This window comes from Candidatus Pantoea bituminis, assembly GCF_018842675.1.
Classification (GTDB): Bacteria; Pseudomonadota; Gammaproteobacteria; order Enterobacterales; family Enterobacteriaceae; genus Pantoea; species Pantoea phytostimulans.
In genome coordinates this window covers 1,795,315-1,811,712 of sequence record NZ_JAGTWO010000004.1, presented here as the reverse complement: position 1 = coordinate 1,811,712, position 16,398 = coordinate 1,795,315, and the positions used below count along the sequence as shown (strand labels likewise).

General features: G+C 52.1%; 13 protein-coding genes and 4 pseudogenes. 6 read left to right on the top strand and 11 right to left on the bottom strand.

The window, feature by feature from the left end:
- Window positions 1–25 precede the first annotated feature (25 nt).
- The gene (locus tag KQP84_RS12290; protein WP_215846750.1) at window positions 26–451 is read left to right on the top strand and encodes a thiamine pyrophosphate-dependent enzyme; all 426 of its coding nucleotides are present in this window, start codon (window positions 26–28) and stop codon (window positions 449–451) included.
- Here KQP84_RS12290 and KQP84_RS12285 read toward each other — a convergent pair.
- Window positions 423–1,402 (bottom strand): annotated as a pseudogene (locus KQP84_RS12285) (isopenicillin N synthase family dioxygenase). The gene KQP84_RS12290 and the pseudogene KQP84_RS12285 overlap by 29 nt on opposite strands.
- 534 nt (window positions 1,403–1,936) lie before the next feature.
- Here KQP84_RS12285 and KQP84_RS12280 point away from each other — a divergent pair.
- The 3 genes and pseudogenes from KQP84_RS12280 to ttcA all read left to right on the top strand — a co-directional run bounded on the left by KQP84_RS12280 (window position 1,937) and on the right by ttcA (window position 5,518).
- Window positions 1,937–2,898: pseudogene (locus tag KQP84_RS12280) on the top strand (ABC transporter substrate-binding protein).
- 9 nt (window positions 2,899–2,907) lie between these two features.
- Window positions 2,908–4,326: an amidohydrolase family protein gene (locus KQP84_RS12275; RefSeq protein ID WP_215846749.1), complete on the top strand. Its 1,419-nt coding sequence runs from the start codon at window positions 2,908–2,910 to the stop codon at window positions 4,324–4,326.
- Window positions 4,327–4,582: 256 nt separating this feature from the next.
- Window positions 4,583–5,518, top strand: coding sequence for a tRNA 2-thiocytidine(32) synthetase TtcA (gene ttcA / locus KQP84_RS12270; protein ID WP_215846748.1), 936 nt, complete (start codon window positions 4,583–4,585; stop codon window positions 5,516–5,518).
- A gap of 49 nt (window positions 5,519–5,567) precedes the next feature.
- Here the strand turns inward: ttcA and ynaL are convergent, their stop codons facing one another.
- The 3 genes from ynaL to KQP84_RS12255 all read right to left on the bottom strand — a co-directional run bounded on the left by ynaL (window position 5,568) and on the right by KQP84_RS12255 (window position 8,778).
- The gene (gene ynaL, locus KQP84_RS12265; RefSeq protein ID WP_215846747.1) at window positions 5,568–5,705 is read right to left on the bottom strand and encodes a proline-rich small protein YnaL; all 138 of its coding nucleotides are present in this window, start codon (window positions 5,703–5,705) and stop codon (window positions 5,568–5,570) included.
- Window positions 5,706–6,056: 351 nt separating this feature from the next.
- On the bottom strand, window positions 6,057–7,040 hold the full coding sequence (gene zntB, locus KQP84_RS12260) for a zinc transporter ZntB (RefSeq protein WP_215846746.1): 984 nt from the start codon (window positions 7,038–7,040) through the stop codon (window positions 6,057–6,059).
- Between the two features lie 118 nt (window positions 7,041–7,158).
- A complete protein-coding gene (locus KQP84_RS12255; protein WP_215848276.1) occupies window positions 7,159–8,778 on the bottom strand; it encodes a peptide ABC transporter substrate-binding protein in 1,620 nt (539 codons plus the stop codon).
- 156 nt (window positions 8,779–8,934) lie between these two features.
- On the opposite strand from KQP84_RS12255, the gene mpaA reads away from it, so the two are divergent.
- Window positions 8,935–9,642 (top strand): murein tripeptide amidase MpaA, encoded by a 708-nt coding sequence (gene mpaA, locus KQP84_RS12250; RefSeq protein WP_215846745.1) that lies wholly within the window; start codon window positions 8,935–8,937, stop codon window positions 9,640–9,642.
- Here mpaA and ycjG read toward each other — a convergent pair.
- Window positions 9,617–10,600: an L-Ala-D/L-Glu epimerase gene (gene ycjG, locus KQP84_RS12245; protein WP_215846744.1), complete on the bottom strand. Its 984-nt coding sequence runs from the start codon at window positions 10,598–10,600 to the stop codon at window positions 9,617–9,619. The genes mpaA and ycjG overlap by 26 nt on opposite strands.
- Window positions 10,601–10,752: 152 nt before the next feature.
- Here ycjG and tpx point away from each other — a divergent pair, with 152 nt between their 5' ends.
- Window positions 10,753–11,256 carry a thiol peroxidase gene (gene tpx, locus KQP84_RS12240; RefSeq protein WP_215846743.1) on the top strand — a complete coding sequence of 168 codons (504 nt, stop codon included), beginning with the start codon at window positions 10,753–10,755 and terminating at the stop codon, window positions 11,254–11,256.
- A 79-nt stretch (window positions 11,257–11,335) separates the two neighbouring features.
- On the opposite strand, the pseudogene tyrR reads toward tpx, so the two are convergent.
- The 6 genes and pseudogenes from tyrR to pspB form a co-directional block, all read right to left on the bottom strand.
- A pseudogene (tyrR, locus tag KQP84_RS12235) lies at window positions 11,336–12,900 on the bottom strand (transcriptional regulator TyrR).
- A 169-nt stretch (window positions 12,901–13,069) separates the two neighbouring features.
- Window positions 13,070–14,122, bottom strand: coding sequence for a YcjF family protein (locus tag KQP84_RS12230; RefSeq protein WP_215846742.1), 1,053 nt, complete (start codon window positions 14,120–14,122; stop codon window positions 13,070–13,072).
- Window positions 14,119–15,515, bottom strand: a pseudogene (locus KQP84_RS12225) (YcjX family GTP-binding protein). The gene KQP84_RS12230 and the pseudogene KQP84_RS12225 overlap by 4 nt, the downstream one beginning before the upstream one ends.
- Window positions 15,496–15,741, bottom strand: coding sequence for a phage shock protein PspD (gene pspD, locus KQP84_RS12220; RefSeq protein WP_215846741.1), 246 nt, complete (start codon window positions 15,739–15,741; stop codon window positions 15,496–15,498). Before pspD ends, KQP84_RS12225 begins: the two are co-directional and overlap by 20 nt.
- A gap of 56 nt (window positions 15,742–15,797) precedes the next feature.
- Window positions 15,798–16,148, bottom strand: a complete 351-nt coding sequence (gene pspC / locus KQP84_RS12215) for an envelope stress response membrane protein PspC (RefSeq protein WP_215846740.1) — start codon at window positions 16,146–16,148, stop codon at window positions 15,798–15,800.
- The gene (gene pspB, locus KQP84_RS12210; protein WP_215846739.1) at window positions 16,145–16,372 is read right to left on the bottom strand and encodes an envelope stress response membrane protein PspB; all 228 of its coding nucleotides are present in this window, start codon (window positions 16,370–16,372) and stop codon (window positions 16,145–16,147) included. Before pspB ends, pspC begins: the two co-directional genes overlap by 4 nt.
- Window positions 16,373–16,398: the final 26 nt, after the last annotated feature.

Below are 16,398 nucleotides of genomic sequence, written 5' to 3'. Positions count from 1 at the left end.
TCTCATTAAAATGAGATACCCCTGCGTGAGCTATTACCACCACTCAGAAGAGAACGCGGTGTTTAACTTCGGCTTTCGGTTAAGCGTTGATCATCAACGCCAGCGTGCTTTGCGCTTGCTGAATCAGCACAGCGAAGCGTTACTGCCTGAGATTCATCAAATACTTTTGAGTGACAACGTCACAATCAGTCAGTGCCGAGCGGTAATGATTCAGCTTAAAAAGCAGTTAAATCACTCCCCTCCTGTTGCGGTTGCGCTCTGTGACACAGTCGATGCGCTGGTTGATAAATCGGTCTGGATCATTGGCGGTAATTGTTGGGTATCGGATATTGGCTATGGCGGGCTCGACCTAAGTTTGGCGATCAAGTTAAGCGCAAGCGTCATGGCGAGAAATGCCCGGCGTGACCGGGCATTCTTGTTAATCAATACTTACCTGAGAAGTTCGCGCTGATCCGCTGCGCCAGATACTCTTTTGCAGAGATGGCAGGATACTTTTTCTCCGGGCCTTCAATGATGACATCTTCATTGGCCTGGCAAAAAAGGCCAGACTGTAGCGAGCTGGAACCGATTCGCCCGGCAATGGATTACTGACCCGATGAAAGTTAGACGGCAGTTTGTCATCGCTCCAGCGCATTAGCATATCGCCAATATTACAGGTGATCAGCCCTTCTGACGGTTCAATCGGCGTCCAGACTTGTTCATCCATCTCTTTGCCTGGACAGACCTGAAGCCCACCTTGTCCATCACGTTGAAAAAGCAGCGTCAGACAATCGAAATCAGTATGCGCACCCGCACGCCACGGGCCATCCGGTTCGCCACTAATGGCAAAATAGTGCAGCATGCGTAAGGTGCTTTGATACGTCTCACGCGACGGATCATGCGCTTGAGTAAAGAACGTTTCAGGCATGCCCAGCTTAATGGCGAAGCAGGATAATAATTTCATTCCCACTTCCCAGCATTGGCGTTCAAACGTCAGCGCGCGCTGTTTGAAGCCCGGCAACGTGACATCGTCAGGCCACAGCCCTTCCATACGTGGCCGGGTAATCTGATAAGACTCTTTTTGATCGGGTTTACCGGTTGAGGGGCGTATTTGCGAGCGATATTCCCACCCTGCGTTACGTCGCAAAGGATGACGAGCTTTATCGGCTTCGGGTAATGCGAAGAATTGCTCTGCATTCGCGAAAGCTGAATTGATCTCTTCAACAGCAATACCATGACCGGAAACCTGAAAGAAACCGATATCGGTGGCGGCTTGCCATACCTGATCGGCTATTTCCTCTTTGCGCTGGTCAAAATCGGTCAGGTCGATAATGCGCACTTCGCGTGCTGCTTCCACGCCTCGCGCACCCATCCGTGACTCTTTTGATAACTCATGTAATGCATAAGCTGATGTATTGGTCATTGGTCTACCTCGTTAACGATTTTCAACGAATGACCCACGCCTGAGCGACGGGTCAAAGCCTCACTTCACAACTACGTGATTGAGCAATGACCCACCGAGAATGATATCGGCTGACAGCTTCTACTCTCTGGTCATCAAGCAAGTGCTGTGCCACTTCATAAATTCTTTATTAATCAGTTCGTTGATATTTTTGGGCTGCCCAAAAGCGCTGCTTATGCACTAAGAATGTGCATTTCTGCACCTTTTGCGCCATTAGCGTGCTTAATGGCGACTCTGCTCCTCAGTGGATTTTTCTGTTTTTTTAAAATCACTTTCATAATCATTGAGATAAACTCGCCGTTTTGTAGCTGGCATGTGGCTTGCAAAAAAATTCAGAGTATAAGCGGTCAACATGGCAGCAGAATCCATGTGGGACATTGCTCTGCAGCTTCGGCTGTACCTCGTCAGGGGGCGATGATAAGCATCGCGAGCACAACGCTTAGCCACTCATCCCCTGATGGCATTTTCATGCTTGAATTGGGGGTTACAATGTCAATGTCGTTATTCCGTTTATCTCTTTTCACCTTCGCGATGAGTGCTAGCGCCCTCTCTCACGCCGCAGACAAACTGGTTCTACAAACAACCTGGGTTGCGCAAGCAGAACAAGGGGGTTATTACCAGGCTGTTGCCACCGGAATTTATAAAAAATATGGCCTTGATGTTGAGGTGCGTTCTGGTGGACCGCAACTTAATAACATGACGCTGCTGCTGGCAAAGCGTGCAGATGTCATCATCAGCTATGACCTTCAGGTACTACAGGGCATTGCGAAAAACTTTCCCCTGAAAGCGATTGCCGCGCCCTTCCAGTTTGATCCACAAGGCATTATCACCCACAGCGATGTTGATTCTTTGGCGGGTTTGAAAGGCAAAACCGTATTAGTTTCTGCCAGCGGTCAAGCCAGCTGGTGGCCATGGTTGAAAAGCAAATATCAGCTCAGCGACGCTCAGGTTCGCCCTTATACCTTCAACATGCAGCCTTTTCTCGCCGATAAAAATACGTCGCAGCAGGCGTATGCCACTTCAGAAGTTCAGCAGATCAAAGCCGTTCAACCGGACAGTAAATTCTATCTTTTTGCCGATTACGGCTACCCCGCTTATGGCGGCATTCTGGTCACGCGTGACGATCTGCTGGCAGAAAAACCGGAGGTCATGAAACGCTTTGTTGCCGCATCAATGGAAGGATGGAAATCTTATCTTAGCGATCCTAAACCCGGTAATGCCCTGATAAAAAAGAGAATCCACAAATGACCGATGCCGTGCTGGCCTTTGGCGTTGGACAGCTCAAAACATTACATCTCATTGAGGGCGGCGATGCGGCTAAGCAAGGAATTGGCGCCATGACACCTGCACGCTGGCAGGCAACACGAGATTTTATGGTTAACGCTGGCCTGCTGAATAAATCTGTTAACTGGCAGAGCGCGTTTACGACCCAGTTTTACCCGCAGCCTGCCCTGTAAGGAGAAAGAATGGACGCGCTACTGATCAAAAATTGCCATGCGATTCTCACGGGAAACCGCCAACAGCCGCGCAGCACTGCAAGTGATATTCGCATCCGGCAAGGCATTATCACTGAAATGGGAAGCCTGACATGCCAACAGGGAGAGAGGCTGGTCGACGCCCGAGATTGTGTTGTCTATCCCGGCTGGGTAAATACCCATCACCATCTGTTTCAATCTCTACTAAAAGGTGAGCCGCAAGGGTTGAATCAGAGTCTGGGCGCGTGGCTGGCTGCCACGCCCTACCGTTTTCGTGGCGCTTTCGATGAGCAGACCTTTCGCGTGGCGACGCGTGTGGGTTTAATTGAACTGGTGCGTTCTGGTTGCACCACGATTGCCGATCACCACTATCTTTATTGGCCCGATATGCCGTTTGATGGCGCTGAGATTCTGTTTGATGAAGCGCAGAAATTAGGCGTGCGTTTTGTTTTATGCCGGGGCGGCGCCACCCAAAGTCGTGGACTCGAGAGCAGCTTACCGACAGCCTTACGGCCTGAAAAATTTGATCGATGGATGGAGGACGTCGAACGGCTGGTTCAGCGCTATCATCAACCGAGCCAACATGCCATGCGCCGCGTGGTTATGGCACCCACAACGACATTGCATTCAACTACGCCGCAAGAATTGCGTGAAAGCGCCAGCCTGGCGCGAAAACTTGGCATTGGTTTACACAGCCATCTCTCAGAGACTGTCGATTATCTGGATGCGGCAAAAGCAAAATTTGGCATGACGCCTTTGCAGTTTTGCGCCGAACATGACTGGATTGGTGAGGATGTCTGGTTTGCTCATCTGGTCAAATTGCTGCCTGACGAGATTGCGCTGCTTGGTGCATCGCGCTCAGGTATTGCTCACTGCCCGCAAAGCAATGCGCGGCTTGGTAGCGGTATCGCTGATTTAATTGGGCTGGAGCAAGCGGGTGTGAAAATTTCCATTGGCGTGGATGGTGCCGCCTCTAATGAAGCCGCAGATATGCAAAGCGAAACCCATGCAGCATGGCAATTACAGCGCGCACGTAAAGGGATGCTGGCGAAACCGCGTTACGCGGGCGGAACCTTTGAAGGCGGCGGCGATGCCGCCACGATTGAAGATGTGGTGCGTTGGGGAACGTCTGGCGGTGCGCAAATATTAGGATTGGATACGGGGGAACTTCGCCCGGGGATGGCGGCTGACATCGCTGTCTATCGACTTGACGATCCGCGCTATTTTGGCCTGCATGATAGTGCTATCGGGCCAGTGGCGTGTGGCGGACGCGCGGCATTGAAAATGTTGCTCTGCCAGGGAAAAGTGATTGTCGAAGATGATGTGATTCCCGGCGTCGATCTGGCTGAGCTGGGACGCGAGGCGGCAGAGGCTGTAAAAATTTTGCAACAGCGGGCAAATGTAAACTGATCGCGTTAAGGCTTTGTCGGTTCGTTCAAAGCCTTAATAGCGTTTAATTACAGAGCATAAAGGGCGCAACTTATCGCAAGGAGGACCTGACAAGCCTGTCGGTGAACACGGCGGCTTACGCTAAAATCATGCTGGCTTTCATCGCCGCAATCCGTACCATACTGTGCATAGTCGATGTCGCTCTATTTAGTGACCGGGTCACGTGCTGACGCAGCGCGTTTATCGGGTGCTCACCTCAATGTCAGGCAATAATTAAATGCAACAAAGTCAAGAAGATACAAAGAAAGCACAGTACAACCTTAATAAGCTGCAGAAGCGCCTGCGCCGTGATGTCGGTTCTGCCATTGCTGATTTCAATATGATTGAAGAAGGCGATCGCATCATGGTTTGCCTTTCCGGCGGCAAAGACAGCTACACCATGCTCGAAATTTTGCGTAACTTGCAGAAAAGTGCACCGGTCAATTTCAGCCTGGTGGCGGTGAATCTCGATCAGAAACAGCCCGGTTTTCCGGGCCACATCCTGCCGGAATATCTGGAATCACAGGGCGTTGAGTACAAAATTGTCGAGGAAGATACCTATTCCATCGTCAAAGATAAAATCCCTGAAGGCAAAACGACCTGCTCGCTGTGTTCTCGCTTGCGTCGTGGCATCCTTTATCGTACCGCGAGTGAGTTGGGTTGCACTAAGATCGCATTAGGCCATCATCGTGATGACATTTTGCAGACGATGTTCCTGAACATGTTCTACGGCGGAAAAATGAAAGGAATGCCGCCAAAGCTCATGAGCGATGACGGCAAACACATCGTTATTCGCCCGCTGGCCTACTGTCGTGAAAAAGATATTATTCGTTTCTCTGAGGCGCGCCAGTATCCGATCATCCCTTGCAACCTGTGTGGTTCACAGCCGAACCTGCAGCGTCAGGTCGTAGCAGATATGCTGCGCGATTGGGATAAACGTTATCCCGGTCGTATTGAAACCCTGTTCAGCGCAATGCAAAACGTGGTGCCATCGCATATGGCTGATATCAATTTGTTTGACTTCAAAGGCATCAAACACGGCGATGCCGTGGTGGATGGTGGCGATTTAGCGTTTGACCGGGAAACCTTACCGGTGCAGCCGATTGGCTGGCGCGCGGAAGAGGAAGAGTCGCCAGTCCTGAGTACGCGACTGGATGTGCTACAGATTAAGTAAAATTCAACGTAGAAACAGAGAGGGCGCGCTGCATAACAGCGCGCCCTTTTTATCTGTGCGGCGGCGGATCCATAACCGGCGGAAAGTCAGGGTTGGGTGGATCGGGTTGCGGCTGAGGTTGTGGAAACGGCTCGGGGATTGGCGTTGGGTCAGTTGGAATCGGTTCGCTGGCAATAATCGCGTTCATGCCGTTCTCCTTCTGTTGCGTGGACACTTTTCGAATGTATTTTTCGTCTGTACTTATCGTATGTACTTAAGCATAGGAAAGAATGTGCGGCTGAGCCAGGCGGGCAAAAAAAGCCGGCGGATAAGGCCGGCATGATTCGAATTATAATGTGCTATGCAATAATTCTAAAAAGGAAGTAAGACAATATGGAGCGCAACGCCCATCGCTTGACGTTGCATTCACCTGCGGAAGAGAGTTTGCGTCAATCGGCGTTCGCCGTTATTGATATCGATCAGTTTTTATCGCCCTTTCTCCATCATCAGTCCGATAAAAACGTCTCTATAACATGCTGATAACCCTTTTAAGCAATTTTTAAAGCCAGCGTCGCCGTTTGAGGTAGCCCGCGACACCCAAGGCTAATACCACCAACAGAAAGCAAAAAACGCTGAAACCGTAGCGCCATTCGCCACCGGGAATGCCGCCTAAATTGACGCCAAACAAGCCAGTCAGGAAGGTCGCGGGCAAGAAAATCATCGCCATTAATGACATGGTGTAAGTCCGACGGTTCATCGATTCCGCCATCACTGACGCGAGTTCATCTGCCAGCACCGCAGTACGCGCAACACCCGCATCTAAATCATCCAGGCCGCGCCCTAAACGATCTGAAATTTCCTGCATGCGACGGCGTTCGGTATCATCCATCCAGGGTAATTTTTCACTGGCGAGGCGTGCATAAACATCACGCTGCGGTGCCATATAGCGCCGCATGACGATCAGTTGTTTACGCAGTAAGCCCAATTCGCCCCGTGCGGGAATGCGTTGATCAAGCAGTGCATCTTCCATCTCGATAATTTTATCGTGCAGCTCTTCGATAAATTCACTGGCGTGATCGGTTAAGGTGTCGCAGATATCTATCAGCCAGCTACCGCAATCCACCGGACCATTACCATTCTGCAGATCGGTCAGCACCTCATCTACTGCGTACACTTTGCGGCGACGGGTTGAGACGATCAACTTATCGTTGATAAACATCCGCATAGCAACCAACTGGTCTGGCCGTGAATCACTGTTGTGGTTGACGCTACGCAGCACAATCATGAACCCGTCACCCAACCGGCTAACGCGCGGACGCATACTGTCTCCCGCCAGCGCATCGCGCACTGAATCAGGCAGCAGCGGCGTAGATTGCAACCACTCGGCACTTTGGCGATGGGTGTAATTTAGATGGAGCCAACACGGCTTCTCGCAGTGAATAATATCTTTATCTTCGATGGCAATCTGGCCACCTTTACCGTCAAGCTGACAAGCAATAATGGCATCTGAAACTTGTAACGCTTTGCCTTCAATCACATCCACGATGGAGCCTCACTACCAAAATCAATACGATACAGTCTAGCGTGGCAGCAAACAGATGCAATCTTCTGGCTGTGAGTAAAAATGTCAGAACGCGGCCTGTTCACAGGCCGCGGCAGGATCACTGTTTTTCTATCCAGAGTTCGCGGCTATAGGCCACATCTTCGGGGTTGGTGATGGGATAACCTTTCACCCACGGCTTGATTAAACGGCCATTGGTATATTGATAAATGGGTGCAATGGGGGCCTGATCGGCAAGGATTTGCTCTGCACGATTGTAATCGACGTTGCGGGCTTGTTCGCTGGTTTCACTGCTGGCCTTTGCCATCACCGCATCGTAATCCTCATTTTTAAAGCGTGCGATGTTGCTAGTGTTGCCAGATGTTAGCAGGCTAAGAAAAGTTGACGGCTCATTGTAATCACCCACCCACGAAGCGCGAATCACATCAAAATTACCGCTGTTTCGGCTGTCGATATAGGTTTTCCACTCCTGATTTTCCAGCGTGACGTCAACGCCGAGATTCTTTTTCCACATTGAGGCGACAGCAATGGCAATCTTTTGGTGGCTTTCAGAGGTGTTATACAGCAACTTGAGATGCAAAGGCTTTTCAGGTCCATACCCTGCTGATGCCAGTAATGCTTTGGCTTGGGCATTGAGCTCATTTTGTGGATGCTGCTGTAAAATGGAGTCCAGCGGTTTGAATCCTGCGGTCACGTCTGGCGTGAAGTGCCAGGCCGGTTTTTCGCCGGTTCCCACTACTTTTTCTGCAATAATGCTGCGATCAATACTCCAGGACAGCGCCTTGCGCACCCGCACATCCGCCGTAGGTCCTTTTTGCGTATTAAACGCGTAGTAATAGGTGCCGAGTTGATCCGGTGTATACACCTCGCCCGGTAATTCTTTCTTCAATAGCGCATACATGTTTTTGGGGAAAGATTCGGTGATGTCGATGTCATTAGAGCGATAGCGTTTGGTCGCGCTGGATTCCTCGTTAATCGGTAAAAACGTCACTTTAGAGAGCACCGAATGCGCGTTATCCCAATATTGCGGATTGCGCGTCAGCACAATTTTTTCATTTACCACTCGATCGCTGAGCTGATACGCGCCATTGCCCACCAATTTGCCCGGCGATGTCCAGCTTTCACCCTCTTTCTCTATCACTTTTTGTGGTACCGGGAACAGCGCCACGTTAGCAACCAGGCTTGGAAACCAAGGCACCGGGCGATCCAGTGTCACTTTCAAACGCTGATTATCCAGCGCAGTCACGCCAAGTTTGTCTGGGCTGATTTCACCTTTGGTGATCGCTGTCGCATTTTCAATGCCGCTAAGACCGGCAAACCAGGCGAAAGACGCGCTATTTTTAGGATCGACCAGCCGCTGCCAGCTGTAGACAAAATCGTGCGCAGTAACCGGCTCACCATTTGACCAGCGAGCCGTGTTACGCAGGGTGAAAATCCAGGTTTTGTTGTCGCTGCTGCTCCAGCTTTGCGCCACGCCCGGCACGATTTTCCCGTGTGCGTCCTGGTTAGTGAGACCTTCAAACAGGTCGCGGATTACTTGAATTTCAGGTAATCCCACAGCTTTCACAGGATCGAGCGAAGCGGGTTCATCTTTTATATGGCGTACGATTTCTTGTTTATCGGCGAGTTGTGCACCCGCCGGTACATTGGCCGCCAGCGCGGGCGAGATAACACTGGCCAGGCTGAGCGCCGCCAACGTCATGCGAAACGTGTTGATCATCATCACCTCTTTACCCCAAAGAAGCGCTGCATCAGACCCTGTCTGACGCAGCTTGTCCTCGGGCACTTTAGCGCAAATTGCTGATTGATAAATAGCTATTTTCCCGCGCAGGCTTTTCAGCTACTTTTAGGGTAAACCCCTTCAAAGAGAGTGAACATGTCGTCATTACACCCGCGATCGCTGCGAGGCAAACTGGACGTTCCGTTTCAGCTTTATGGCAAATCGGTGTTGGGCGCACCGCTGCTTTGGTTCCCCGCGCCGCAGGCCGATGCAGACAGTGGTTTGATTCTGGCGGGCACGCATGGCGATGAAAACGCGACAATTGCCACGCTCTCTGCTGCCATGCGTAGCTTGCCCGATCATCTCCGTCGTCATCATGTCGTGCTGGCAGTGAATCCAGATGGATGCCAGCTTGGATTACGCGCTAATGCCAATGGTGTCGATCTCAATCGCAACTTTCCGGCGGCTAACTGGCAATCGGCCGATACGGTGTACCGCTGGAATAGCGTGGCTGACGATCGCGATGTCAGGTTATCTACCGGCACGCATCCCGCGTCGGAACCCGAAACGCAGGCGCTGTGCGCATTGATTCATCAGCTCAAACCGGCCTGGATTGTGTCGTGGCATGAACCGCTGGCCTGCATTGACGATCCTCATCAGGTTGCAGTGGGTGAATGGCTGGCACAGCACACCGCGTTGCCCCGCGTGAGCGCCATCGGTTATGACACGCCGGGCTCCTTTGGCAGCTGGTGTAACGACCTGAGTTTGCCCTGCGTAACAGCGGAGATGCCGGTGATTTCCGTGGATGAAGCCACGGAAACCTACCTTGACATGATGATTAAGTTACTGCGCTGGCAGCAATAATCACCCTGCCGTTTTGCACTTTCAGTGCCGGTTCAACATCCACTGCGAGCCAGGTTGGACCGTCTAAATCAGCGAAACGCGCCTTCGACACCAACGGTAACGCTGCACGAATGGCGCGTGAAGTACAAAGCATGCAGCCCAGCATCACCTCGAACCCCATTTTGCTGGCGGCATCGGCCAGGGCTAATGCTTCCGTTAGCCCGCCTGCTTTATCCAGTTTGATGTTAACCATTTCATAGCGACCACGCAGTGAAGGCAGGCTGTCACGCGTGTGGCAGCTTTCGTCAGCGCAAATCGGCAGCGGATGGATAAAGGTCGCCAGCGCGGCATCTTCCCCTGCTGGCAGCGGCTGCTCCAGCATCGCGATATTCAAATCGGCTAATAACTGACAACGCGCCGCCAATCCTTCTGCATGCCATGATTCATTAGCATCAACGATCAAGGTTGCGTCCGGCACCGCGGCACGTATCGCGATTAGCCGTTCAGTGATGAAGCTGTTGTCCAGCTTGATTTTTAACAACGTCGCCCCATTTTGCCATAAGGCCAACGCGCTACTGGCCATCGCTTCCGGCGCATCAATACTGACAGTTTGTGCGGTGACGACCGAATCGGGCGCGGTCATGCCGCTGAGTTGCAACAACGATTGCTGCCGCTGCTTTACCGCCAGATCCCACAATGCGCAATCAATGGCGTTACGCGCTGCCCCAGCGGGAAGCGCCAATTGCAACGCTTCACGCGTCATACCTTGCTGGAGTTGCGGCAGCAGCGTGGCGATCTGTTCCAACACTAACGGTTCGCTTTCACCGTACCGTGCATAAGGTGTCGCTTCACCCACACCTTTGATACCGGCTTCTTCCAGTTCAACCACCACAACTTTAGCTTCGGTACGACTTCCGCGTGCAATCACAAACGGCGTGTGTAACGGCCAGGCTTCGGGATAACTTTTTACCGTTCTCATCACCTCTCCTTAATCAGCTCGCTTGCGGCTTAGCACTGAGCGAAGTACAACGAATGCGCTCGTAAACCCTTAAAAAATATGTCATAAACAATGACTATATTTCATCTTTCGCAAATTTTCCGGCGATTATTCCATCATAAAAAGGAACATCTATGTCCCAGACAGTTCATTTTAAAGATCAGCCCGTGCTGGTTGCAGGTCAGTTCCCACAAGCGGGCGAGCGCGCCAAGCCTTTTACGCTGGTTGCGAAGACGCTGGCAAACGTCTCGCTCTCTGAGTATGCAGGAAAACGCAAAGTTCTGAACATTTTCCCAAGCGTTGATACCGGCGTTTGTGCAACATCGGTACGCAAATTCAATCAGCTCGCCAGCGAATTGAACAATACCGTGGTGCTGTGTATTTCAGCTGATTTACCTTTCGCTCAGTCGCGTTTCTGCGGTGCAGATAACCTGAACAACGTCATCACGTTGTCTACTCTGCGTGGCACTGAGTTCAAACAAGATTATGGTGTCGAAATTGCGGAAGGCGCACTGCAGGGTTTAACGGCTCGCGCAGTGGTGGTGTTGGATGAGAATGACAATGTTATCTACAGCCAACTGGTGAATGAAATCACCAATGAGCCTGATTACGACGCGGCACTGGCTGTACTGAAGTAATAAAAAAAGCGGATAACCTGGTTATCCGCTTTTACGTTTATTCTCAGCCTTTGATTCGTGGCTGCTTATTCAGAACAGGCTACTCACTTTCCGTACGCTTTTGCCCCAAGCCATATTCACGCAGCTTATTCGCAATAGCCGTATGCGAAACGCCTAAACGTTTAGCCAGCTTGCGCGTACTTGGATAGGAAATGTAGAGACGCGTCAAAATGGAGCGCTCGAAACGACTGGTAATTTGATCCAGCGTCCCTTCCATGGCTTCATCGCCCAACGCCACATCCAGCGCCTGCTCTGGCAGAACAATGTCCTGCGGTCGCAGTTCATATCCTTCAAGCTGAGTCAGCGCGCGATAGAGCGCATTTTTCAGTTGACGCACATTGCCCGGCCAGCTGTAACGCATTAAGAAAGGGGCTAACTGTGGCGACAACCGAGGACGCGGAATGCCTTGCTCATCTGCGAAGCGGGCAATAAACATCTCCGTGAGCGGCAATATGTCCTGAGGACGATCGCGCAGCGGCGGCAGATTCAGCGTTAATACATTCAGTCGATAAAACAGGTCTTCACGAAATTCGCCTCGCTGGACTAACTCAATTAAATTCTTCTGCGTCGCACAGATCACCCGAACGTTAACGTGAACCTCGTGCTCTTCCCCAACGCGGCGGAAAGTGCCGTCATTGAGGAAACGCAGCAGTTTAGTCTGCATACGTGGCGACATCTCACCAATTTCATCCAGCAGCACCGAACCACCATTGGCCTGCTCAAAAAAGCCTTTTTGCCTTCCAGCGCATTGGGGTACGCCCCCGCAGCATGGCCAAAAAGTTCGCTTTCCGCGACTTCATCCGGCAATGAGGCACAGTTCAGCGCCAGGAACGGCATTTTACCGCGAGCACTGCGCAGATGGCAGGCACGCGCCAGCATATCTTTGCCGGTGCCGGTATCACCCACAATCAGCAGCGGCGCATCGTGCATCGCTAACTTGCGCGCCTGATCGACCACCTGACGCATTTTCGGCGTAACAGCAACGATATGATCGAATTCTGATTCATCGGTAACAATCAGGTTTTGCAGCTGGCGTCCCATGCGCGCTGTGGATTTCAGCATCACCATTGCGCCCACCGGCTGATCGCCTTGGCCCTCTTCCGCCGTGAGATAAATAGGACGCGCTTCCATCAGGAAATCACGCCCTTCAATCACCACATGCTGCGCCTGAGCTTCAACCCGATCGCTCTCCAGCCAACGCATAAAGTTAAAGCCGTTGATCAGGTTGCCCGCGCTGAAGTTACGCATTTTCTGTTCGTCGAGATTGAACAGGTTTAGGGCGGCTGGGTTAGCCAGTTCTACTTTGCTTTTGAGATCGATAGAAAACACCGGTTCGGGCATCGCAACCAGCAAAGCGCTCAAGGCGCGATGCTCGCGTTCAGATGGCATGTACGTGACAGTGCGCACATCCGTCACGCCTGGTGTACGCCGGATTTCGGCCATAAGATTACTGAACTGTTCGAATTCCAGCGCTGAGAAATTTAGATAGATACGGCCCAAGGCCGCGATTTCGATGCCGCGCAGATCAATATTACGCGCCACCAACAGGTCAAGCAGTTCGCGCGTCAAACCGATGCGGTCTTGACAGAAGACTTCCAAACGCATTGCGATGGCCTTAAACAGGTTAAGATTCAGCGATAATACGCTAACTTAGCGCGTGACAGAAAGAGATCTGTCAGGAAAAGTTGACAGTTTTTGTGTCTGTGGCGAGGATTTAGGCGAGATGAGTAATATGCGCGCTGCGATAACTCAGCGCGCGTCGAGCAACGCGACGTTAAGCGTTGCTTTTTTGCAGCGCCTCTTTGAGTTGCCCAACAAGTTCACGGCGGAAATCGCCTAAACGCGGCTTATCTTCTTCCAACCACGGCAACGGACGGCATAACTCCATCGCCTTGATACCCAACCGCGCTGTTAGCAAACCTGCACCAATGCCTTGCGCAGCGCGTGCTGAAAGCTTTGCCGCAATATCCTGCGATACCCAATCCATTCCCACTTCGCGCACCAGTTCAGAAGCGCCAGCAAACGCCATGTTGAGTAAGACTAAGCGGAACAAACGGATCCGGCTAAAATAGCCGAGCTCAATGCCGTAAATAGCGGCGATGCGGTTCACCAGGCGCAAATTACGCCAGGCGATAAAGGCCATATCGACCAACGCCAGCGGACTGACCGCAATCATCAATGTTGATTCAGCAGCATGACGGCTTATTTCACGACGCGCCTGACGATCCAACACCGGTTGCACCAGCTGGGCATACAAGCGCACAATTTCGCTGTCGTTATGGGTTTCGTGTAGCGACGCTTGCCAGCGCTGTAACGCGGGATGCGCCTGATCAAGCTCCGCCTGCTTCGCCAGTTTTTCACAAAACGCTCGGCCTTGACCGATGCCATGGCTATACAGCAATTCACGTCCAACATCACGCTCTTCGGCACGCTGACGTAGCTGATATAAACGCCGCCACTCACTGGCTAACGCACCGACGCCAGCGGCAATGATTAATCCACCCGCTACGCCGCTACCCAGCGAAAACCAGTCGCGTTCCAGCCAGGCATCATGCGTCCATTGCACCCCTTGGGCAACCACGCTTATGCCAAAAAGAGCGATTCCAGCGCCGACCATTTTTCGCCAAATACTGCGTTTTGGTTTGAGTGCCGCCTCAACTGCTCGCTCACCTGCACCCTCTTCTTCGACGTTGACATCATCCTCTTTCACGGCAAGAAAGGCGGCTTGTGCATCTTTTTCAAATGCCTGCGCGGGACGCAACGGCATTTCGCGCGCATCATCCAGCGGGCGAGCAAAATCGATACGAGGTTTTAATGGATCGCTCATCGCAGTTTATCTCCCAATAAAAATTCCAGCGCAGCATCCATGCGAATGTGAGGCAGCGGACGATCAACATCCAGTTGTTGTGGGCGAAATTGCTCAAACTGAAAACCCTGCTGCTGCCAAAAAGCATTGCCCGGCAAGCGCGGTGGCACTTCGCCCGGATACACGGTAAGCGGTTCATTATCATCAAGTCGATGACCGCGCAGCGCCGGGATTTTCTCACCACGGTGATCAACTAAACCGCTCTGCGTTGCCTGCACTGACGCCAGGCCGATGCAATCCATCTTAATGCCTTCAAAGGCGGCATTTTGCCAGGCGTCCTGAACCAACTGCTGCAACAGTGAAACCATGTTGCCGTGCTGATCGCTGGTGATGTGATCGGCTTTCGTGGCGGCGAACAGCAGCTTATCAATCACGGGGAAAAGAGTCGGCGGAACAGCGTCCGCTGCCCGTAATGGAAACTTTGCATCAGCTGGGTCAACGCCAGACGCATATCGTTAAACGCCTGCGGCCCGCTGTTCAGTGGCTGAAGGCAGTCGACTAACACTATTTGGCGGTCGAAGCGCAGAAAGTAATTTTTATAGAAGCCCTTCACCACATGTTGGCAATAGTAATGAAAGCGCTGTTGTAGCGTGGCAAAGTTACTGCCTTTATCGGCCTGCGCCAGTTTGCTGGCTTGCGCATCGTCGCCGGTTGGCCATGGGAAGAATTGCAGCGCAGGCGCACCCGCCATATCGCCCGGCAAAACAAAGCGGCCCGGCTGAATGAAGTGCAAACCTTCAGATTTACAGCGATGTAGATAGTCGGTCCAGGCGGCAGCAATATCGGCCAATCGATTTTCATCAGCAGGCGCGAAAGGATCGAGTTGCTGGCACATTTCGCGCCAGGGTTTTGCCCATTCAGCACGATCGCCCTGCAGCAAGCCATTCATTTGCCGTGACCAGTCAGTGTAATCCTGCGCCAGCATCGGCAGGTCGAGCAGCCATTCACCCGGATAATCGACTATTTCGAGGTAAAGCGTGGCGGTATCTTTGAAGTGACGCATCAGCGAATCGCGGGGGCGATAACGTAGTGCCAACTGCATCTCGCTGACGCCGCGCGTAGGCGTTGGCCAGGACGGCGGTGTGCCATAAAGCTGCGCCAGCCCTTCATCGTAAGTGAAACGTGACGTGCCCATGTCACGCTGCGGAACGCGCTTTACGCCCAGCAGGCGCTCATCCCGCACCACGGAAAACAGCGGCAATCGTGCGCCGCTGTTAACATTAAGAAGTTGATTGACCAACGAAGTGATGAATGCAGTTTTCCCGCTGCGGCTTAACCCGGTTACCGCTAAACGCAGATGGCGATCTACCCCACGATTCATCAACGCTGTTAATTCAGTTTGCAGTCTTTTCATCTTTTTCCTTGATGAAGCGCGATGCCGCCCGGTTCATCACGCGTTTCAGCAGCGGCTCCAGCGCCAGTGAAAGCAGAAGACGTAAAGGACGACGCGCTACGGATTTCACTGCCCAACCAGTAACGCCGGCGGGACCGTAGGTGACAGCATTGATAATGATGAATTTAGCCGCCGACTTCAACGCGGGTGCCGCGCGATGGCGAAAAGCAGATGAACGTAGTGACATCGACACCTCCGAGGAGTCAGCAAAAGGGCCTGAAACAGGCCCGTGAAAGATGAAAATCAAATCTGACGAAAGCGGCTACGTACGCTAAAGGTTTCTGAAGTGACGTAGCGCTCAATATCCCGCACGCTGCGCTCGTCATGCTGCAAGGCGGTTTCTAGCTGATCCAGCAGTTCGCTGGCGCTCGGCTGGCGTTCGTTCGGCGCAGCATCAGCGGGTTTTACGTCTAACACAAAACCCAAAACAAAATAGGCGATAACAGTAAACACGAACAGGCCAAAGAACAGCGATAACACCACAATGACCCGTAACAAACGCACCGGAATGTCGAGGTATTCAGCTAAGCCAGCGCACACGCCCATTAACTTTCCCTCATCGGGTATGCGCCACAACTTACGACCTTTCATCATGGCTGCCTCCAGTGTGGGTGCTCCGCATCAAGAATCGCTTCCAGCGCCTCAATGCGGTCGCGCATGCGCTGCGCATCTTTGGTGACGAGCTGTAAACGCTGAATTTCACTCTGCGACAGCTCCGATCCGCCGTTACGTTTGTTGCTGTAATGCAGCCATAACCAGATCGGCGCAACGAACAACACGAAAATCGTTAACGGTATGGCAAGAAAAAGTGCGCTCATTGACTCTCCTTAATCAGTATTCGCAA